This window comes from Plantactinospora siamensis, assembly GCF_042434095.1.
Taxonomy (GTDB): domain Bacteria; phylum Actinomycetota; class Actinomycetes; order Mycobacteriales; family Micromonosporaceae; genus KBS50.
Genome location: NZ_JBHLUE010000026.1, coordinates 283,693 through 303,783, shown reverse-complemented (window position 1 = coordinate 303,783; position 20,091 = coordinate 283,693). Strand labels below are relative to the sequence as shown.

Below are 20,091 nucleotides of genomic sequence, written 5' to 3'. Positions count from 1 at the left end.
TCCACCACCGTTCCGCGGCCGTCACGGCGGCCGCGGAACCTCCCGCAGCCGCATGCCCGAAAGCACCGTCCGTGACCCGGAGGCCGCGATGCCCGCGTTGGAACCCACCGATCTGCTCACCCTGCACCGGCTGTCCGGCGCCACCCTGCCCGAGATCCAGCGCCAGGACGAGCGGCTGTACGGCCAGCTCGCCGAGGCCGCCGGGCAGGAGCGGCGGTCGACGGTGCTCACCCAGTTCAGCGGCGCCTCCGAGGGGCTGCGGGACCGGCTGGGCCGGCTCGACTACACCCCGCAGGGCGACGGCGGTGACCTGGCCGAACTGGTGCTGCGCGGCCTGCGGGACCAGCAGGCCGACCGGGACGCCGGCCGGGAGGCGGCCGAGCGGCTGGTCGAGCTGAACCGCTCCGGCACCCTCGACGACCCGGCCGCGCTGGACACCCCGATCAGCGACCACCCGCTGTTCCAGGCCGAACTGGGCCAGGCCACCGTGGTCCGGCTGGCGGTCAGCGCGCGGGTGCCGGTGGAGTCGGCCGGCCGGGTGCTCGGGGTGGCCAACACGGCCGGCGAGCTGAACGACGCGGCCGTGCGGACGCTGGTGGACAAGCAGGTGTTGCCGGCCGACCAGGCCGACTCGCTGGGTCGGGTGGTCACCCTGTACCACCTGACCGGCGACACCGACCGGGCCGAGGCGCTGCATCGCGGCCTGGCCGCGGACGTCCTGCCGGACAAGGCGGGCCCGGCCGCCATGGCGGGGCTCGGCCCGGAGGGCTGGTCGGCGGTCATCGCCCGCGGCAAGGTCGCGGTGCCGGAGGGGCTGACCGAGCGCGAGTACGCCGACCACCTCGACCACGCGATCAGCGGCCTGTTCCCCACCGACGCGCTGCTGTCCCGGGCCACCGCCGAGCAGGGTCCGCTGCGCGGCACCCCGGCCGAGACGGTGTACCGGCGCAACCCGGGCGTCGAGCTGCTCACCCTCGACTACGGGCCGGACAGCGCCGACCTGGACCGGCTGGACTTCGGGGACCTGGACCCCGACCGGCGCGGCGAGGCGGTGGCCGATCTCAAGGCGTACCAGCGGATGTTCGCGCTGACCGACCGGACGGATCACGCGTACACGCTGCTGCGCGGCGACTTCCGGGACGCCACCTCGATCGCCGCCCTGCGGCCGGAGAAGTTCGCCGCGATCAGCGGGCTGGCCGAGAAGGTGGCGCTGGACTACCACGCCGCCGCCCGGGGCACGCTGGCGAACGTCACCACGGCGGTCGCCTCGATCATCGACGTCATCCGCGGCGGCTTCGACGACCTGAAGGTCAGCAACCTGCTGCCGTCGGTGCAGGACTACCTGAAGCGGCTCGACGGCTACTCCGACCTGTTCGGCAGCCAGGACTTCTGCGACTGCAGCCACTGCCAGTCGATCCTCGGCCCGGCGGCGTACTTCGTGGACCTGATGACGTTCGTCTCGGAGCACGTGTCCGAGCCGTACTTCTCGGGGGCGAAGGCGAACGACCCGCTGCACCTGCGGGTGCGCCGGCCGGACCTGTGGACGCTGCCGCTGACCTGCGAGAACACCAACACGTTGGTGCCCTGGCTGGACATCATCAACACGATCTGTGAGAACTTCCTGGCCAACCGGACCGGCTTCGGCGGCGACCTGACCGACCGCGGCGCCGTCGAGGAGCACGTCTACCACCAGCGGCTGGCCGTGGCCACCGGCTCGTTCCAGCAGCCGTTCACGCTGCCGCTGGCGCGGCTGTCGGCGTACCTCGGGCACTTCGAGCTGAGCCGGGTGGCGGTGGCCCGGGCGTACGGCGCACCCGCCCGCGCCGTCGCGGCGGCAGCGCTGGGCGTCTCGTCGACCGAGTACGACCTGCTGGTCACGCCGCACGCCGACACGGCGTTCCTGTCCCGGGTGTACGGGGTGGCCTTCAGCGTCGACGGCGCCGGCGCGGTGGCCCCGCTGGACGTGCAGCCGCTGCTGGCCGCCACCGGCCTGGACCGGGACACCTTCGGCGCGCTGGTCGGCACCGCGTTCGTGACCGCCGGCGGGACCGAGCCGGTCCAGCTGGTCACCGCGAAGAGCACCCCGGACGCCGTGCAGAACGACGTGGAGCGGGCGCAGGGGCTGCGACTGACCTCGCTGGACCGGCTGCACCGGCTGGCCCGGCTGGTGCGCCGGCTGCCGTGGAGCGTGGCCGAGACCGACCTGCTGCTGGCGCAGCTGCGCCCGGGCGATCCGGGCCGGCTCGACGCGGCCGTGCTGACCGACCTGCTGGACGTGCTGGACGTGCACGCCCGGTTCGCGCTGCCGGCCGAGCAGAACAGCGCGCTGTGGGCCCCGGTGCCCACGGTGGCGCTGCCCGGCGCGTCCGGCTCGCTGTTCGACCGGCTGTTCAACCTGCCCACCTACGTACGCCTGGACGGCACGCTGCCCAAGCCGGGGGTCAGCTTCGTGCACCCGTCGCTGCGCTCCGAGGGCGTTCCCAACCCGGCCGACAACACCCTGCACCGGCTGCTGGCCGCGGTCGGGTTGCCGGACGACCAGTTCGCCGCGCTGATCCTGGCGCTGTCCCCCGCGCTGGGCGCCGACCCGGCGGCGGCCGACGAGGACGACCGCGGCTTCGCGCTCACCGCCGCCAACCTCACGCTGCTCTACCGGCACGCCCGGCTGGCGAAGCTGCTGCGGGTCGACGCCGCCGACCTGGCCGCGCTGATCGGGGTGGCCGGCCTGGCCGGCGGGGCGGTCACCGACCGGGCCGACCTGGGCGCCCTGCTGGCGGCCGTCGACTGGTGGCGGGCCAGCGGCTACCGGCTGGACGACCTGGCGGTGGCCACCGGCGGCACCCCGCGGCAGCCGGCCCGCTACCCGGCGCCGGCCGAGGTGGCCACGGCCGTGGCCACCTCGATCGCGGCCGACAACGCGCTGCGGTTCGCCGACACGGTCTTCGCGTTCGTGCCGGGGGTCACCGAGGACCAGTCCCGAGCCATCATCGCGGCCAACGCGGCGGCCGTGCGGCCCAGCGCCGACGGCGCCGCGCTGCGGCTGGCCGCCGACTTCGACCCGGCCGCGCCGCTGACCGTGCCGGCCGGGGTGACCGCGGCCGAGCCGGATCTGCGGGCCGCGCTGCTGGCCCACCACGCCGGCCGGGTGCTGCCGCCCCGGCTGGCCACCGCGCTGCACCTGGCCGCCGACCGGGTGAGCGCGCTCGCCGCGCTGGCCGGTGCCGACCTGGGCGCCGCCGCGCTGGTCGAGGCCGTGCAGGGTGGCCCGATCGGGCCGCTGGTGGACCTGGTGGCGACCCTGGTGCCGCTGTCCGTGGCGTTCGCCGGCCCCGCGTACGACCCGGCCGCGCTGGCGTTCCTGGCCGCCCACCCGGACGTCTTCGGGGTGAGCGACTACACCGCGCTGACCGTGCCGGCGCTGCGCCGGCTCGGCGCGTACGCCCGGTTCGACGCCGCCATCCGGGCCGCGGTGGCGGTCACCGGCGCGACCGACGACGCCGCCGCGGCGGCCGTCGAGGCCGGCCGGGTGGCGCTGCGGCAGGTGCTCGGCGGCTTCGTCCCGGGCACCGGCTTCCCGGCGAACGCCACCGGACCGCTCGGCGTGGTGCTGGGCGCCCAGCCGGCGCTGGTGGCCACCGTCCTGCCGCACCTGAGCCTGCCCGCCGCGGCGCCGGCGGCGCTGGAGGTGCTGGCCCGGGCCGTGGATCTGGCGTCCCGGCTCGGCGTCGGCGGGGACGTGCTGGCGCTGATCGTCTCGGACGACTACGGCCAGCAGACCCGGGCCGGCGAGGCGCTGCTGTCGGCCGCCCGGGCGCGCTATCCCGACGAGCGGGAGTTCGCCGACCGGCTCGCCCCGGCCGAGAACCAGCTCCGCGGGCAGCGCCGGGACGCGCTGTGCGACTACCTCGTCCGGTCGCTGTCCGGGGAGTTCGGCACGGTCGACGACATCTACGAGTACCTGCTCGTGGACGTCCGGCTGGAGGGCTGCGCCCAGACGTCGTGGCTGGTGGCGGCCATCTCCAGCGTCCAGCTCTACCTGCACCGCGTGCTGGCCGGGCTCGAACAGGACCGCCGGGACCCGGGCGACCCGGCCCGCACCGCCGTGCCGGCCGACGCGGTGCCGGCCGACGAGTGGCAGTGGCGGAAGAACTACCGGGTCTGGGAGGCCAACCGGAAGGTGTTCCTGTGGCCGGAGAACTACCTGGAGCCGGAACTGCGGGACGACAAGACGCCGCTGTTCGCCGATCTGGAGTCGGCGCTCATGCAGCAGCAGATCACCCCGCAGAACGTGCTCGACGCGTACGCCGGCTATCTCGACGGCTTCGACGAGCTGGCCGGGCTGCGGGTGGCCGGCGTCTACCACGACAAGGACGCGGCGGCCCGCACCGACGTGCTGCACCTGTTCGGGGTCACCCCGGCCGATCCGCCGGTCTACTACTACCGCACGGTGGAGAACGCGTACTACGGCGAGCTGTCCGCCGACCGGCAGGTCAGCTACGGCCCGTGGCGCAAGATCAGCGTGCAGATCCCGGTCCGGCACGTGTCCCCGATCGTCTACCTCAACCGGTTGTTCGTGTTCTGGACCGAGGTCACCACCACGACGAAGAACGAAGTGAAGGACGGGGCGTCCACGTTCGTCGGATATCGGCACCGGTTGACGCTGAAGTACACGACGCTGCGCCTGGACGGCCGGTGGAGCCCGCCGCAGGGCATCGCGCTGATCGGCGCCGGGTTCCCCAACGGCGACGGCGTGGTCGACGACCCGCTGGGCGAGCGGATCGAGTACGACCGGCTGGCCCAGGCCGTCTCCTCGCTCGACTTCGTCGGCATCTACCAGCAGACGCTGGCGCTGGCCACCCCGCGCTACGACACGAAGGTGCACTCGGAGCCGATCGACGGCTACACCCTCAAGGGCCTGCAGTGGGACCGGGTCTACCCGATCGTCGACCCGTACGGCCGGTTGAAGCTGACGATGCGCAACTTCACCCTGTCCACCGGGGTCGACTTCTACACCCGGCGGATCGCGACGCTGCCGCCGGCGCTGTTCGGGATCGACCTGGCGTCGCTGTTCTTCGGCGCACCGGACCGGACCGCCGTGAGCACCCGGCCCGAGGGCACCGGCTGGGGGTTGTACCTCAGCCATCCGGCGTACCGGCTGCTCGACGCGTACCCCCAGGCCAGCGTGGTGGCCGACGCCCGCTACCTGGACGCGCTCGCGGCCGTGTACGAGACCGCCGGGCTGGCCGGGCAGCTCGCCGCCGGGCTGTACACCACCCGGCTCGGCACCCTCACCGCCACGCCCGAGGTGACGGCGGTGAACGGCTCCCCCACGGACGCGATCGTCGACCTGACCGCCGACCAGCTGTACGTGCAGACCACCACCCGGCCCGGCCCGCTGGCCGTGGTCAAGCGGCTGTCCACCACGCTCGGGCCGCGAATGTCCCGCACCCTGTTCGCGGGCGGCGTGTCCAGCCTGCTGGCCACCCCCAACCAGCTCGCCCTCGGCGAGGCCAACCCGCCGCTGTCGGCCGCGCCGGGCCTGGCCGACGAGGTGGTGCGCGGCCGGATCGACTGGACCGGCCCGTACGGCACGTACTACCGGGAGATCTTCTTCCACATCCCGTTCCTGCTGGCCAACCACCTCAACGGCCAGGGCGACTTCCAGGCCGCGCAGGGCTGGTACCGGTACATCTTCGACCCGGCCGCCGCCGAGACCATCGCCGTGCCGCCCGGCACGCCGCCCGCCGAGGCCGCCCGCCGGCAGCGGGACCGGGTCTGGCGGTACGCGGAGTTCCGCGGGTTGGACGCGCCCACGCTACGCGAGGTGCTCACCGACCCGGCCGCCATCGAGGCGTACCGCAAGGACCCGTTCAACCCGCACGCCATCGCCCGGCAGCGGCTGTCGGCGTACCAGAAATCCATCGTGATGAAGTACGTCGACAACCTGCTGGACTGGGGCGACAGCCTGTTCACGGCGTTCACCACCGAGTCGGTGAACGAGGCCACGATGCTGTACGTGGAGGCCGCCGACATCCTGGGCCGGCGGCCGGCCCGGCTGGGCAGCTGCGGCGAGGGCGCGGTGCAGCCCCGCACCTACGAGAAGATCGCCCCGCTGGTGAAGGCCGGCTCGCCGTTCCTGGTGGAGCTGGAGCACGTGCTGTGGTTCGGCACCCGGGTGCCGGCGGTGTACGGCACGCGCAAGCGGTCGGTGCAGCGCGTGATCGACCCCGACGAGCTGCGCTTCTTTACCGAGCGGGCCACCCCGGCGCTCCGGCTGAAGCAGGCGACCGTGGCCGTGGCCGCGGGCGTGCGGGACCGGCTGGACGCCGGGGCGGCGGGGCTGGCCGAGGCGCCGGAGCTGCGCCGGGTGGTGGGCCGGGCCGCCGTGCGGGCCGGAGCCACCGCCGGCGCCGGCGCGGCCGAGGCGGGGGCCCGGGCGGACGTACCGGCCGAGGGGCCGCGCCGGCCCGTGGAGCTGGCCGGCGCGGGGCTGCTGGCCGCGGCCGGCGCGGTCGCGGCGGCCCGGCAGGACGCCGCGCAGGCCGTGCTGACCGCGCAGACGCCCGGGCTGTCCCGGTTCACCGACTGGCGGGAGGCGGGCATCGGGTCCTGGGCGATCGACCAGCGCCGGGCCGGCGGCGAGCGGACCGTGGTGGCCCCCACCGTCGACGGCGGCCGGTGGCGGACCCTGCTGCCCCCGCTGCCGTTCGGCTGGCACATCGTGCGCCAGTTCACCCCGGTATTCTGCGTGCCGGCCAACGCCGACCTGCTGGCCTACTGGGACCGGGTGGACGACCGGCTCTACAAGCTGCGGCACTGCCTCGACATCACCGGCACGCCCCGGCAGCTCGCGCTGTTCGCCCCGGAGATCGACCCGCGGCTGCTGGTCCGGGCCCGGGCCGCGGGGCTGTCCATCGACGAGGCGCTGGGCGCGGGCACCGGAGACCTGCCGCCGTACCGGTTCAGCTATCTCATCGAGCGGGCCCGCCAGCACGCGGCCGTCGTGCAGGGCTTCGGCGCGGCCCTGCAGTCGGCGCTGGAACGCAAGGACGCCGAGGAGCTCAACCGGCTGTACGCGACCAACCAGCAGAACCTGCTGGCCATGAGCACCCGGCTGCGCGAGTGGGAGATCGAGCTGGCCACCTCGGCGGTGGACACGTTGAACAGCCAGATCGACTCGGTGAGCTTCCGCCGCAACTACTACGCGAGCCTGCTCGACGACGACCTCAACGCTGGCGAGACGATCCAGTCGGTGGCCAAGAACGTGGCCGCGGTCTCGTTCGTGGCCGGTTCCCTGTTGCAGGGCACGGCCGGCGTGCTGAGCCTGATCCCCGAGCTGGGCTCGCCGTTCGCGATGAAGTACGGCGGCGTGGCGCTGGGCAGCAGCCTGAAGGGGTGGGGCGCGATGGCGTCGGACACCGCCAAGCTCGCCGAGGTGGTGTCGGCCGCGGCGGGCCTGGCCGGCGGCTTCGCGCGGCGACGCGAGGGGTGGCAGTTCCAGCGCGACCTGGCCGACAACGAGCTCAAGCAGCTGGCCAAGCAGGCGCAGGCCGCGGCCGTCCGGCAGAAGGTGGCCAACCGGTCGCTGGAGGTGCACAACCGGCAGGTCGAGCAGCAGCAGGAGGTGCTGGACCTGATGGGGTCCCGGTTCACCGGGCTGGGCCTCTACACCTGGCTGGCGAGCACCCTGCAACGGCTGTTCCGGGAGGCGTTCAACAACGCGTACGCCACCGCCCGGCTCGCCGAGCAGGCGTACCGGTTCGAGCGGGGCGACGAGACCACCCCGCTGCTGCGCGGCGGCTACTTCGACCCGACCCGGGCCGGCCTGCTGGCCGGGGAGCAGCTGATGATGGATCTGGAGGCGATGGAACGCCGGTTCATCGAGACCAACTACCGCACCCCGGAGGTCGACCAGGCGTTCTCGCTGGCCCAGATCGACCCGGCCGCGCTGGTGCGGCTGCGGCAGACCGGCGAGTGCGCCTTCGACCTGCCGGAGGTCTTCTTCGACCTGTTCTACCCCGGCCAGTACCGGCGCCGGACCAAGGCCGTCCGGCTCACCATCCCGAGCGTCACCGGCCCGTACACCAACGTGGGCGCCACCCTCGAGCTGACCGGCAGCAAGATCCGGAAGGATCCGGTGCCGGGCGCGGCCGGGCTGCAGGTGGTGCCGCTGCGGCGCAGCGTCGCCATCGCCACCAGCACGGCCCAGCACGACACCGGGGTGTTCGAGTTCAGCTTCCGGGACGAGCGGTACATGCCGTTCGAGGGCGCCGGGGCGGTCAGCTCCTGGCGGCTCACCCTGCCCAAGACGTTCCGGCCGTTCGACTACGAGACCATCACCGACGTGATCATCCACCTGTCGTACACGGCCGAACAGGACGGGGTGCTGCGCGGGACCGTCGAGCAGGCCAACGCGGCGCTGGACGGCACGATCATGAACCACCTCGCCACCGAGGGCCTGGCCCGGGTGTACGGCCTGCGCCAGGACTTCTCCACGGCGTTCAACCGGCTGCTGCACAGCCCGGCCAACACCCCGGTCCGGATCGCGCTGACCGACCGGCACCTGCCGATCTTCCTGCGCGGCCGCGAGTTGACCGTGACGACGGCGAAGCTGGTGCTGCGGACGCCGCCCGGTCAGACCGTATCCGGCGTGAGCGTCGGGATCGACGCCACCGTGGCCGGTGGCTTCACCCGGGACCCTGCGCTGGCGGACCTCTACACCGCCGACGTGACGGCCGCCTTCGCCGCCGGCCTGCTCGGCGAGCGGACCCTGACGGTACGCGCCGCCGGCGACCTGGCGCCCAGCCCGCAGCCGCCCGGCGACCCGTCCGCGGTGGACGACGGCAAGCTGCTCGACGTGCTGCTCTACCTGGAGGTGACGCTGGCCTGAGCGATCCGCCTCCGCCACGGCGGGCGGGCCGCCACGGCGGGCGGCCGGCGGCCGCTATGGTGTGCCGATGGCGTCGGTAAGGCAGGTCCAGGTCACCTTCGACTGCGCGGATCCCGAGCGCGTCGCCCGGTTCTGGTGTGAGGTGCTGGGCTACGTCGTACCGCCGCCACCGGAGGGGTACGCGTCCTGGGCCGATCACGACCGCTCCCTGCCGGCCGAGCGCCAAGGCGCGTCGTTCGCCTGCGTCGATCCGACCGGCGTGGGACCGCGGCTGTACTTCCAGCGGGTCCCGGAGGGCAAGGTCGTCAAGAATCGCGTCCATCTCGACGTACGGGTCGGCACCGGGCTGGTGGGTGCGGAGCGGTTGGCCGCGCTGGAGGCCGAGTGCGCCCGGCTGGAGGCGCTCGGCGCGGTCCGCGGCCGACTGCTGCGGGCCGACGGCGTCGACGAGTCCTGCCAGCCGATGCAGGACGTCGAGGGCAACGAGTTCTGCCTCGACTGACCGGACGCGACCAGCCCGGGCGGGCCACTATCGTTCTGGCGTGCACATCCGTTTTGAGGTCCCGGCCGATCCCGCCTACCCGGGCCGGGTGGCCGCGGTGCTCAGCAGCGTCCGGCTGCGCCGGTTCGGCTACATCGGCGCGGCGCTGGCGGCGGCCGGAGCGGCGGGTCTGGCCGCTTCCCGGGGGTTGGCCCGGGGCGACCGGATCGCGCCGCTGTTCACGGCCATGGTCGTGGGCGGCGTGCTGTCGATGCTGTACCCGCCCTGGGTGCGGTGGCGCGCCCGCCGCCGCTCCGGCCGGTACGCGGTGGAGGGCGGCTACGACATCACCGAGGACAACATCATGATGCGCAGCGGCTCGGAGTCCGGCGGCATCGCCTGGGACGGAGTCGCCCGGGTGCAGGACACCCCGGACTTCTGGATCGTGTACGTCGGCAAGATGCCGGCCACCGTGATCCCGCGCTGGTTGATGTCACCTCAGGACGCCGAGACCCTCCGCTCCTTCATGACCGACCGCGGCCTGCTCCGCCCCCGCTGACCGCGAACCCGCTCCCCTGACCGCCCCGCCCTGTCCCGTCCCGTCCCGTCCCGTCCCGTTGACGATCATGGGATTCACTGCGAGATTTCGCCGCGTCCGAACCAATGGGTCAGGGCGGAGTTGAGAATCTGCTGGTCGGCGCCGACCCAGGCGACGTGCCCGTCCGGCCGCAGCAGCGCCGCGGGCACGTCCAGCTCGTCGCCGGGGTCGGTGACGTGGTCGACCCGACCGGCCCAGCCGGCGACGGACAGCCCGCCCGTCCGATCGAGCAGCAGCCCGGCGCCGGTGCGCATCCGTTCGAACAGGCGCCCCCGGCCGAGCCGGATGTCGCGCAGCCGCCGCCCGAGCAGGGAGTGGCCCGGGCCGAAGTCGTACCGGACGCCGATCGCGGTGATCTTCTCGATCAGCAACCGGTTGACGGCGTCGAGGTCCATCAGCTCCGACAGCAACCGCCGGACCGCCCGCGGGCCGGGCTCGTCGGTGGTCAGCAGCATCTGGGCCCGGGTGTTGGTCAGCACGTCGGCGGCCACCGGGCGCCGCTCGGCCTGGTAGCTGTCCAGCAGGTGGTCCGGCGCCCAGCCGCCGACGGCCGCCGCCAGCTTCCACCCCAGGTTGAACGAGTCCTGGATGCCGAGGTTGAGCCCCTGCCCGCCCATCGGCGGGTGGACGTGCGCGGCGTCCCCGGCCAGGAACACCCGCCCGACCCGGTAGCGCTCGGCCAGCCGGGTCGCGTCTCCGAAGCGCGAAAGCCAGCGCGGCGAGTGCACGCCGAAGTCGGTGCCGGCGTACCGGCGCAGCTGCCGGGCGAACTCCTCGAGCGTCGGCGGCGTCGAGCGGTCCTCGGCCACGCCCTCGGCCGGCACGACCACCCGGAACACGCCGGGCCGGCCCGAGGGCCCGATCCCGAACCGCTTCTCGGTCCGGCGTACCTCGGTCATCGCCTCGGTGATCACCTCCGGGGGTGCCGTCACCGCCATCTCCCCCAGCAGCGTGTCGACGGTCGACGGCTCGCCGGGGAAGCCGACCCCGAGCAGGTTGCGTACCGTGCTGCGGCCACCGTCGCAGCCGACCACGAACCGCGCCCGCGGCGGCGCGGTGTCGTCGCCGAGCCGGACGGTCACGCCCTCGTCGTCCGGTTCCAGCGCCACCACCGGACAACCGCGCCGGATTTCCGCGCCGACCTCGGCCGCATGCTCGGCGAGCAGCCGGTCGGTGCGGGTCTGCGGAATGCCGAGCACATATCCGTGCGCGGTGTCCAGCCCGGCGGGAGCGGGCTTTTCGATGCCCGCGAAGAATCCCCGCACGGCGCCCGGCTCGATCGGGTGCGCCTTGCCGTTCTCGAGAAACCGCTCCAACAGTCCTCGTTGGTCCAGCACCTCGATGCTGCGTACGTGCAGGCCGAGCGACCGTACGAATGGCGGCGGCTCGGTATCCCTTTCCAGCACGAGCACACCGACGCCACGCAGTCGCAATTCGATCGCCAGCATCATGCCGGTCGGCCCGCCACCGACGATGATCACATCGAACACGCACATCCCCCACCGTTAGCCGATTCCTGCGCCCGGCCGACGATTCTGCGCCACGAGAGGGGTCTTGCCGCAAGCCCTGGGGTGCGGTATACGTTAATAGTGGCAAGGAGTTCTCCTCCTTGCCCTTGGTGTTTCCGGTGACGAGTTGTTTCCGGGAACGAGCCTTTGTCGTTTTCCGGGAACGGGCCTCTCACCCGCCACCGGGCCGGATTATCGAACCGGTTGCGCGGCGGCGCCGAGAAGCACCTCGTACCGCTGGTTGTCGCCGTTGCCGGCCACCCGCCGGAACCCGGCACGTTCGAGGGTGCGCCGGGAGGCGACGTTGTCCGCGGTGGTGTCGGCCACGACCCGGGCGAGCCCGTGCGCGGCCGCGAGCGTCAGCAGCGCCGCGAGGGCCTCGGCCGCATAGCCGTGACCGCGGGCCGACGGGGAGAGGCCGTAGCCGACCTCCACGCACCCGCCGTCCGGCCGACCCTTGAAGCCGATCCCACCGATGGCCCTCCCGTCGGCGGTCCGGGTGATCCGGTAGTGCCCGAAGGGTCGCTGGTCACCGTGGGCGACCGTGGCTTCGAGAAAGGCCGTGACGCCGATGACGTCGCCGTCGAAGGGAAAGTCCTCGGCCCAGACATCCCCGGCGCCGGCGCGCCGCCGCACGATGCGCTCGCCCTCCGCCGGGTCGATCGCGTGCAGGCGCAGGCGGGGCGTGCGAAGATCCGTCACGGACCACAGCCAAGCAGCCCGTGTGGCCGCGCACAAGGCGATTAGCCGCGACCGGAGGCATCGTGAAACTCTTGCTCACATCCGGCGGCGTCACGAATCCGAGCATCTACTCGGCGCTCGTACAGCTGCTCGGCAAGCCGGTGTCCGAGTGCCACGCCCTCCTCGTCCCCACGGCACAGTGGGGCCATCCGATGTGCGGTCCGGAATCGGTACGGGGCCTCGTGGCCGCCGAGCCGCGCTTCCGGCACCTGTCCGGCCTGGGCTGGGCATCGCTCGGCGTCCTCGAACTCACCGCCCTGCCCACCATCGGCATGCAGCGATGGGTCCCCTGGGTCCGGCAGGCCGACGTGCTTCTGGTCGACGGCGGGGACGCGACGTACCTGGGCCACTGGATGCGCGAGTCGGGGCTGGCCGAGCTGCTGCCGTCGCTGCCCGACACGGTCTGGGTGGGAGTGAGCGCCGGGAGCATGGTGATGACGCCCCGGATCGGAACCGACTTCGTCGAGTGGCCGTCCGCGCCGGACGACCGAACTCTGGGCCTCGTCGATTTCTCGATCTTCCCGCATCTGGACGCCTTTCCCGACAACACCCTGGCCCACGCGCAGCGGTGGGCCGCCGATATCGGCGGCCCGGCCTACGCCATCGACGAGCAGACGGCGATCACGGTTGTCGACGGATCCGTCGAGGTGGTCTCCGAGGGACAGTGGAAGAAGTTCGAGTAATAGCCGCCTGATCCTCCGGGCCGACCGTCCGACCTGCACGCTCCAATGTGGCATCCGATGACCGGACTGGCGTTGGCCTGATCGAAGTGCCACAATCCGGGATCTGTGATCGTCGACACACCGGGTGTTGCGGGACTACCGGGAGGTGTGCAGGTGTCCGATGACGGGGTGGCCGGGGAACCGGCCGATGACGTACCCCCACGGCCCGGGCCGGCGTGGTCGGAGCTGACGCCGGGCCGGTGGCCGAGCGAGCCGCAACCCTGGCAGTTCAAGGTGCTCGCGAGCGTGCTCGGCATGGTGCTCATGGTCATCATCGGGATGGCGATCGGCCAGTGGCGGGGCGCCGCGCCCTTCGCCGGAGCGCCGTCGCCGGCCGCCACCGGCGAGCCACCCGCGCCGGTCGGGGTGAGCGACGTCCGGGCCGGGCTCGGCAGCTCCCCGTCCACGGACCCGACCGTCCCGGCCCGGCTGGCCGGGCGCCCCCAGCCGCGGCAGCCCGGCGTCGTCGAACCCACCCGGTCCTCGCGGGGCGAGACCGGCGGCCGGGGCGAGCCCGCCCGGCCCGCGCCGCCCGTGGAAACCCGGCTGACCGCGGGCGCCCGGATCGGCCTGTCACCGGCGGCTCGGCTCGGCGACCGGGTGCGGCAGCGCGACTTCGTGGCCCGGGCCGATCCCATCGGCCCGTCCAGCGGCGCTGTCGACCGGGCCGACTCGACCTTCACCGCCCGGCCCGGCCTGGCCGACTCCCGGTGCGTGTCCTTCGAGGCGGTCAACCTTCCCGGCTTCTTCCTGCGGCACCAGTATTTCCGGCTGTTCCTGCAGCAGCGCCGGGAGGGCTCGTGGTTGTTCGACGCGGACGCGACGTTCTGTCCCGTGCCGGGGCTGGCCGGTGCGCACACCTCCCTGCAGTCGATCAACTTTCCCGACCGCTACCTGCGGCTGCGCGACGACGGCGTCTTCCTCGACCCCTGCGACGGCTCACCCGCCACCCGGTCGGCCATGACCTTCGTGGTGCGGCCCGGCCTCGGCTGAGTGCGGCCCGGTCTCGGCTGGGGCCGGGAATGGGCCGGATCAGCGTGGCGGCTGGAGGTAGCCGTGCTCGGCGAGGGCGCCGGCGTGCCGCTCGTAGTCGCCCGAATCCTGCGGCGTGAGCGTGTTCAGCCCGTCGACGTAACGGTTGAACATGCTGAACGCCGCGGCGATCAGCACGGTGTCGTGAATGGCGCGGTCGTCGGCGCCGGCCGCGCGCGCCCGGTCGATGTCCTCGGTGGTCACCGAGCGGCCGTCCAGCCGGACCTTCTCGGCGATGGCCAGCAGGGCGCCCATCAGCCGGTCCGCGTCGGCCGGCCCGGCCGTGGACCGGTCATCGTGGCCCAGCTTCCGGGCCACCGCTCCGTGCGTCTCGGCACAGAAGGCGCACTCGTTGCGCCGGGACACGTACGCGGCGATGCTCTCCCGCTGGGCCGGGGTGAGCGGGGACGGCCCCCGCAGCAGGGCCTCGGCGAGGCTGTTGAGCGGGCCGGCGGTCAGGGGGTAGCCGGCCAGCAGCCCGGCGATCCCGGGCAGCGGCGGCAGGTCGATGTGCGGCACACCCCACATGATCACGTCCCACAGCCGGTGTCCACAGCCGATCGGCCGACCCCTGGCCTCGGACCGGCAACGATTTCGGGCCGCAGCTAGCATGCACCGGATGGGCCCCGCGGGGCCGGACCGCACGGGGTCCGCCGCCGCACGCCACGGACGACAGGAGAGTCGCGGTGAGTACCGACAGCTCGGACCTCTCGGCGCGGATCGACACGACCAGGCCGCACTCGGCGCGCCGGTACGACTACTGGCTCGGCGGCAAGGACAACTTCCAGGCCGACCGGGAGGCGGCCGAGGCGATCGCCGCGGTCTTCCCGCACATCCGGACGGCCGCCCGGGAGAACCGGGCGTTCATGCAGCGGGCGGTGCGGCACCTCGCCGCCGAGGCGGGTGTCCGGCAGTTCCTGGACATCGGCACCGGGCTGCCAACCGCCGACAACGTGCACGAGGTGGCGCAGCGGATCGCCCCCGAGTCGCGGATCGTGTACGTGGACAACGACCCGCTGGTCCTCGCGCACGCCCGAGCTTTGCTGACCAGTTCCCCGCAGGGCGCCACCGCCTACATCGACGCCGACGCCCGGCGCCCGCAGACGATCCTCGCCGACCCGGTGCTACGGTCCACCCTGGACTTCTCCCGGCCGGTGGCGCTGCTGCTGGTGGCGCTGCTGCACTTCGTCGAGGACCAGGAGGACCCGTACGAGATCGTGCGGCAGCTGGTCGCGGCCCTGCCGGCCGGCAGTTACCTGGTCCTGTCGCACGCCACGTTCGACCCGCTGGACGCCGAGACCATCGCCGCGATGAACGCGATCAACGAGGGCATCAAGCCGACCTTCACGCCCCGCCCGCTGGCGGAGGTCTCCCGCTTCTTCGCCGGCCTGGACCTGCTGGAGCCGGGAATCGTCTCGGTCTCCGACTGGCGGCCGGGGCCGGGGCCACGCCCCGGCGCCGGCGAGGCCACCGGCTACGGAGCGGTCGCCCGGATCCCGGACCGGTGACCCGGGCGCGGCCGCGCTGCCACGTGCCGTGTGCCTATGCTCGGGCATGCCGCATCCCATCAGGTTCGACGACGCGGACCCGGTCCTGGGCCGCGTGCGGGCGCTCGCCCTGGCCTTCCCCGACGCGGCGGAGAAGATCTCGCACGGTCATCCCGCCTTTTACACCACCAAGGTCTTCGCCTACTACGGCGGATCGGTGAAGGTCGACGGCGTCTACCGGCAGCACGAGCATTCGGTGCTCGTGCTGGTCGACCCCGACGAGCGGGCGGCGCTGCTGGCGGAGCAGCGCTGCTACGTGCCGGCCTACCTGGGGGCGTCCGGGTGGGTCGGGGTGGACCTGACCGGCGACACCGACTGGGACGAGGTCCGCGAGCTGCTCGACGCCAGCTACCGGCGTACCGCCGGGCCTCGCCGGGTCGCCCGGCTGGACTCCCGGCGGCCCTGAGCCGACGGTCCTGAGCCGATGGCCCTGAGCCGGCAAGCGGACCGGCGGGGTAACCGGATCGACAGGCCCGGCCACCGTCTGACACGCTCCCCTCATGATCGGTGACGTGGCAGCGGCAACCCGGTCCCTACGGGGCGTGGCCCTGGGCGACGCATTCGGCGAGACCTGGTTCTTCCGGCCCGCCGAGCAGCTGCGGTGGCAGCTCGACGAGCGGCTGGTGCCGCAGGGGCCGTGGCAGTGGACCGACGACACCGCCATGGCCGTCTCGCTCTACCGGGCGCTGCGCGAGCACGGGCGGGTGGTCCAGGACGACCTGGCCGACCGGTTCGCCGCCGCCTACACCGCCGACCCGTACCGCAACTACGGCCCGTCGATGCACGGCGTCCTGAAGGCCATCGGCGAGGGCGAGCCGTGGGAGTCCGTCACCGCCGCCCAGTTCGACGGCCAGGGTTCGTGGGGAAACGGCGCCGCCATGCGGGTCGCCCCGCTTGGCGCCTGGTTCGCCGCGGACCTCGATCGGGTCGTCACGGAGGCGTCCCGGTCCGCGGTGGTCACGCACGCCCACCCCGAGGCGACCGCCGGCGCCGTCGCCGTCGCGGTGGCGGCCGCGCTGGCGGTACGGGGTGCGCCCGCCGAGGAGCTGCTGCCGCAGGTGGCCGCTCGTACGCCGGACGGCGAGGTGGCAGCCCGGCTGCGCCTGCTCACCCAGCGGCCGTTCGCCCGAGATCCGCGATGGATCGCCGGCGAGGTCGGATCCGGGGCGCTGATCTCCGCCCCCGACACCGTCCCGTACGCGGTCTGGTGCGCCGCCCGGCACCTGGACGATCTCACCGAGGCGCTGTGGGCGACGGTGAGCGCCGGCGGCGACATGGACACCACCTGCGCCATCGCCGGCGGCATCGTCGCGGCCCGCACCGGCCTGGACGCCGTACCCGACGAGTGGCTCAAGGCCTGCGAGCCGCTTCCGGCGTTGTAGGCCGGCGGCCAGCGCCGGCGGCCAGCGCCGGCGGCCAGCGCCGGCGGCCAGCGCCCGACGGCCGGCGGCTCGGTCCGCCCATCGAGTTGCCGCCCCCGAGCGGCCGCGCACCGACGACGCGGAGCGGGAGCGGACTCGCCGTACGATGTGGCCATGCCGATGATCACTGTGCAGATGATGCCGGGACGGACCCACGCGCAGAAGGCCGAACTGGTGTCGCGGCTCACCGACGTGTTCCTGGAGACCTGCGGGAGCCCGGGACAGCGCCGGGAGGGCGTGTGGGTCGTCATCGACGAGGTGCCCGGCGAGCACTGGGCCATCGGCGGCGAGCTGCTCGGGACGCCGGCGGGCACGGACTGATCCATCCGCCGGTCAGAACCGATGGCGCAACAGTCAGCAGCTGTTCTTCCAGCCCGGCACCAGACCGATCACGGCCAGCAGCCGGTACGACGGCGGCGCGTGCCGCAGCAGGGTGGGATCGGGACCGGCCGGCCTGCGACGGGCGCTCAGCGGTATCCCGGAACGGTCCGGAGGTCCCGCTCGTACCAGGTGCCCGGCTTGCCGCCGAGGTGTGCCGGGTCGGCCGGGCCGACCGGCACGAATTCGGCCCTCGTCAGCACCTTCTGGGAGGCGACGTTGCGGTGGGACGTCGCCGCCCGCAGGGTTCGCAGCCCGTGCCGGCTCGCCGCCACCTGGCACAGCCGGCGGACGGTCGCGGTCGCCACGCCGCGGCCGGCCGCCTGCTGCGCGACTCGGTAGCCGAGTTCGGCGGCGTGGTCGGCGATGTCGACCAGGTTGAACCGGCCGAGCACCGCGCCGTCGTCGGCCAACAGCAGGTAGAAGGCGCACGTGCCGGTCTCCTGCTCGGCCAGCAGGGCGGCGTGCCGGTCGGCGAACCGGGCGAAGTAGTCGTCGCCGCGGTCGGAGATCGAGGCCGCGAAGTAGGCCCGGTTCGTCAGCTCGAAGGCCAGCACCGCCGGGGCGTGGTCGGCGCTCAACCGCGTCAGCTCGGGCATCGCCCGACCCTATCCAGGAGATAGGTCACGGCCACCTGCATTTCTGCCGGGGTGGCCCGGGCGCCGGCGGTCCCCGGCGTACCGGATCAGTCGGCCGTGCGGGCCCGGGCCCGGTGGGCGCGGACCCGGGCGCGGACGCCGCAGCGTTCGTCCGAGCACCAGCGCCGGCGGCCCGTGTGGTCGACGAAGATCCCGGAGCAGGTGTCGTCACCGCAGGCGTGCAGCCGCTCCCGGGTCGGGCCCGCGAGGTCGACGGCGGCCTGGCGGGCCAGCCAGGCCAGCGCGACGGACGCGTCGGCGGGCCGGGTCAGCTGGAGCGTCGTGCCGGCGCGGCGGATCCCCGGCGGCCGGTCCGCGGCCAGCGCGCCCTGGATCGCCCGTACGTCCTCGCGGGCGGGTGGCTGGCCGTGCACCGTGGCGGCGGCCGCGCGGTGCAGCGCCTCCCGCAACAGCCGCGCCGCGTCGACGTCGGCGCTCGTCACGGCCGAGACCGGCGCCATCCCGTGCTCGCCAAGCCAGCCGCGCAGCGCGGCCGGGTCGGCCAGCATCTCGACCTGCGCGGGCCGGTAACGGCCCAGCAGCGTCGCCAGAAAGTCCAGCCAGTCCGCGCCGTTCCCGGTCCGGAACTCACTCATGTGACCAGTGTAACGACTTGACGCGTTACCTGCGAACAGTAGGGTGTAACGCATGAAGTCGTTACATGTGGATCGGGACGGCATCCTCTTCATCGGGGTGTGGAGCAGCGGCTATCTCGGCGGATCGATCGCGACGTCATCGATCTCCCCCCTGGCCGCCAACCTCTGGCGGTTCGTCATCGGCGGCCTCCTGCTGGCCGGGATCGCCGTCCACCGCCGCGAGGCCTGGCCGCGGGGGCGCGGCCTGCTCGCCGCCGCGGCGGTCGGAGTGCTGCTGTTCACCGTGCAGTTCGGCGGCCTCTACATCGGCATGGCCAGCGGCACGCCGGCCGCCACCACCGCGCTGATCGCCTGCTCCTCCCCGCTGCTCGTCGCCGCCGCGGGCGCCGCGCTGGGCTGGGACCGGCTGTCGGGGCGGCACTGGCTCGGCGTGGCGCTGGGCGTCCTCGGGGTCGTCATCACCCTGGCCGACCGGCTCGGCCGGCCCCCGACGCTGGCGGCCCTCGGATGGACGCTGTTCGGACTGGCCGGGCTCGCCGCCGGAACCCTGCTGCAGGGCCGGCTGCGGACCGGCGCGGGACCGGCCGCCCTCGCCGCCACCGAGATCGCCGCCGCCACGGTGGTGATGGCCGTGTGGGCGCCCCTGGACGGCTCCCTCGCGGTTCCCGGGACGGTCCGCGCGGTCGGAGCCCTGCTGTGGATCGCCCTGATCCCCGGCGTGGTCGGCCCGCTGCTCTTCTTCGCCCTCATCCGGCAGCGCGGCGCCGCCCGGGCCAGCAGCCTGCTGTTCGTCGTCCCCGCCGTCACCGCCATCGCCGCCTGGCCGATCCTCGGCGCGCCGCTCGCGGCCACGACCGTGCTGGGCCTGGCCGTCGCCGCGGCGGGGCTCCGGCTGACCCTCAACCGGTCGACGCGTCGGCACGGCGCGGTCGAGCCGGTCCGCGAGGCGTCCTCCTACCCGGGCGCGGACGCCGGCGACCACATGCCGAACCACTGCTCGGCATCCCACTTCTCGAACCGCTCCACCTCGACGAATCCCAGCTTGGCCGCCAGGCGCATCGAACGGTCGTTGGCGGTCTGCGTGCAGAGCACCACCGGCTCACCGGGAAACGCGCCGGCGAACCAGTCGAGCGCGGCCGCGCACGCCTCGGCGGCGTACCCGGATCCCCAGGCACTGGGCAGGAAGAGGTAGCCCAGATCGACCACGCCGGCGGCCGGACGGATCCAGCCCGGCGGCCCCAGGTTGCGCCGCTCCAGCATGACCGTGCCGATCATCGCTCCGCCGAGTTCGACGACGAAGAGCCCGGGACGCCGCCCCGGAACCTCCGGCAGGCGGTCGAGCTCGGCGGGCGGCTGAGGACCGCCGACGTAGGCGCCGACCTCCGGCGAGGCGTACAGCTCGATGAACGCCGGACGATCCCGGGCCTCGGACTCCCGCAGCACCAGCCGCCCGGTCCTGATCGGAGCCGGCGGCCACGCTGCGGTTCCCGGGTCTGCCATCCGCGCAGATTAGCTCACGGCCGGTTGACCGACGGCCGG

15 protein-coding genes and 1 pseudogene are annotated in these 20,091 nt (G+C 73.7%); 10 read left to right on the top strand and 6 right to left on the bottom strand.

Annotation, left to right across the window (positions count from 1 at the left end):
* Positions 1-88: 88 nt before the first annotated feature.
* From ACFFHU_RS26740 to ACFFHU_RS26730, 3 genes are all read left to right on the top strand, one after another.
* Positions 89-8,890: a Tc toxin subunit A-related protein gene (locus ACFFHU_RS26740; RefSeq protein WP_377343058.1), complete on the top strand. Its 8,802-nt coding sequence runs from the start codon at positions 89-91 to the stop codon at positions 8,888-8,890.
* Positions 8,891-8,957: 67 nt separating this feature from the next.
* Positions 8,958-9,392, top strand: coding sequence for a VOC family protein (locus ACFFHU_RS26735; RefSeq protein ID WP_377343056.1), 435 nt, complete (start codon positions 8,958-8,960; stop codon positions 9,390-9,392).
* Positions 9,393-9,432: 40 nt separating this feature from the next.
* Positions 9,433-9,930 (top strand): YcxB family protein, encoded by a 498-nt coding sequence (locus ACFFHU_RS26730; RefSeq protein WP_377343055.1) that lies wholly within the window; start codon positions 9,433-9,435, stop codon positions 9,928-9,930.
* A gap of 74 nt (positions 9,931-10,004) precedes the next feature.
* Here the strand turns inward: ACFFHU_RS26730 and rox are convergent, their stop codons facing one another.
* Positions 10,005-11,459, bottom strand: coding sequence for a rifampin monooxygenase (gene rox, locus ACFFHU_RS26725; RefSeq protein WP_377343054.1), 1,455 nt, complete (start codon positions 11,457-11,459; stop codon positions 10,005-10,007).
* 210 nt (positions 11,460-11,669) lie between these two features.
* On the bottom strand, positions 11,670-12,179 hold the full coding sequence (locus ACFFHU_RS26720; protein WP_377343052.1) for a GNAT family N-acetyltransferase: 510 nt from the start codon (positions 12,177-12,179) through the stop codon (positions 11,670-11,672).
* 62 nt (positions 12,180-12,241) lie between these two features.
* On the opposite strand from ACFFHU_RS26720, the gene ACFFHU_RS26715 reads away from it, so the two are divergent.
* Positions 12,242-12,901, top strand: a complete 660-nt coding sequence (locus tag ACFFHU_RS26715) for a Type 1 glutamine amidotransferase-like domain-containing protein (RefSeq protein ID WP_377343050.1) — start codon at positions 12,242-12,244, stop codon at positions 12,899-12,901.
* A gap of 153 nt (positions 12,902-13,054) precedes the next feature.
* Entirely contained in the window at positions 13,055-13,933 is an 879-nt protein-coding gene (locus ACFFHU_RS26710; RefSeq protein ID WP_377343049.1) for an AbfB domain-containing protein, read from the top strand.
* 39 nt (positions 13,934-13,972) lie between these two features.
* On the opposite strand, the gene ACFFHU_RS26705 is transcribed toward ACFFHU_RS26710, so the two are convergent.
* A complete protein-coding gene (locus tag ACFFHU_RS26705) occupies positions 13,973-14,491 on the bottom strand; it encodes a carboxymuconolactone decarboxylase family protein (protein ID WP_377343047.1) in 519 nt (172 codons plus the stop codon).
* A 167-nt stretch (positions 14,492-14,658) separates the two neighbouring features.
* On the opposite strand from ACFFHU_RS26705, the gene ACFFHU_RS26700 reads away from it, so the two are divergent.
* The 4 genes from ACFFHU_RS26700 to ACFFHU_RS26685 all read left to right on the top strand — a co-directional run bounded on the left by ACFFHU_RS26700 (position 14,659) and on the right by ACFFHU_RS26685 (position 17,261).
* Complete coding sequence (locus ACFFHU_RS26700) at positions 14,659-15,480, top strand: SAM-dependent methyltransferase (protein WP_377343045.1); 822 nt, start codon at positions 14,659-14,661, stop codon at positions 15,478-15,480.
* Between the two features lie 46 nt (positions 15,481-15,526).
* Positions 15,527-15,925 (top strand): MmcQ/YjbR family DNA-binding protein, encoded by a 399-nt coding sequence (locus ACFFHU_RS26695; protein WP_377343044.1) that lies wholly within the window; start codon positions 15,527-15,529, stop codon positions 15,923-15,925.
* Between the two features lie 106 nt (positions 15,926-16,031).
* On the top strand, positions 16,032-16,901 hold the full coding sequence (locus ACFFHU_RS26690) for an ADP-ribosylglycohydrolase family protein (RefSeq protein WP_377343043.1): 870 nt from the start codon (positions 16,032-16,034) through the stop codon (positions 16,899-16,901).
* Between the two features lie 153 nt (positions 16,902-17,054).
* Positions 17,055-17,261 carry a tautomerase family protein gene (locus ACFFHU_RS26685; RefSeq protein ID WP_377343042.1) on the top strand — a complete coding sequence of 69 codons (207 nt, stop codon included), beginning with the start codon at positions 17,055-17,057 and terminating at the stop codon, positions 17,259-17,261.
* A 146-nt stretch (positions 17,262-17,407) separates the two neighbouring features.
* Here ACFFHU_RS26685 and ACFFHU_RS26680 read toward each other — a convergent pair whose 3' ends face one another.
* Entirely contained in the window at positions 17,408-17,917 is a 510-nt protein-coding gene (locus ACFFHU_RS26680) for a GNAT family N-acetyltransferase (protein WP_377343041.1), read from the bottom strand.
* A gap of 86 nt (positions 17,918-18,003) precedes the next feature.
* Positions 18,004-18,552, bottom strand: coding sequence for a CGNR zinc finger domain-containing protein (locus ACFFHU_RS26675; protein WP_377343040.1), 549 nt, complete (start codon positions 18,550-18,552; stop codon positions 18,004-18,006).
* Between the two features lie 52 nt (positions 18,553-18,604).
* Here ACFFHU_RS26675 and ACFFHU_RS26670 point away from each other — a divergent pair.
* Positions 18,605-19,438 (top strand): annotated as a pseudogene (locus ACFFHU_RS26670) (DMT family transporter); the annotation flags it as partial.
* A 68-nt stretch (positions 19,439-19,506) separates the two neighbouring features.
* On the opposite strand, the gene ACFFHU_RS26665 reads toward ACFFHU_RS26670, so the two are convergent.
* Entirely contained in the window at positions 19,507-20,052 is a 546-nt protein-coding gene (locus tag ACFFHU_RS26665; RefSeq protein ID WP_377343039.1) for a GNAT family N-acetyltransferase, read from the bottom strand.
* Between the last annotated feature and the right edge of the window lie 39 nt (positions 20,053-20,091).

Excerpts from the sequence above, each read along its gene's own strand:
- ACFFHU_RS26665 (WP_377343039.1), bottom strand. The coding sequence starts at position 20,052 with ATGGCAGACCCGGGAACCGCAGCGTGGCCGCCGGCTCCGATCAGGACC.
- ACFFHU_RS26680 (WP_377343041.1), bottom strand. The coding sequence starts at position 17,917 with ATGCCCGAGCTGACGCGGTTGAGCGCCGACCACGCCCCGGCGGTGCTG.
- ACFFHU_RS26685 (WP_377343042.1), top strand. The coding sequence starts at position 17,055 with ATGCCGATGATCACTGTGCAGATGATGCCGGGACGGACCCACGCGCAG.
- ACFFHU_RS26675 (WP_377343040.1), bottom strand. The coding sequence starts at position 18,552 with ATGAGTGAGTTCCGGACCGGGAACGGCGCGGACTGGCTGGACTTTCTG.
- ACFFHU_RS26740 (WP_377343058.1), top strand. The coding sequence starts at position 89 with ATGCCCGCGTTGGAACCCACCGATCTGCTCACCCTGCACCGGCTGTCC.
- ACFFHU_RS26695 (WP_377343044.1), top strand. The coding sequence starts at position 15,527 with ATGCCGCATCCCATCAGGTTCGACGACGCGGACCCGGTCCTGGGCCGC.
- ACFFHU_RS26735 (WP_377343056.1), top strand. The coding sequence starts at position 8,958 with ATGGCGTCGGTAAGGCAGGTCCAGGTCACCTTCGACTGCGCGGATCCC.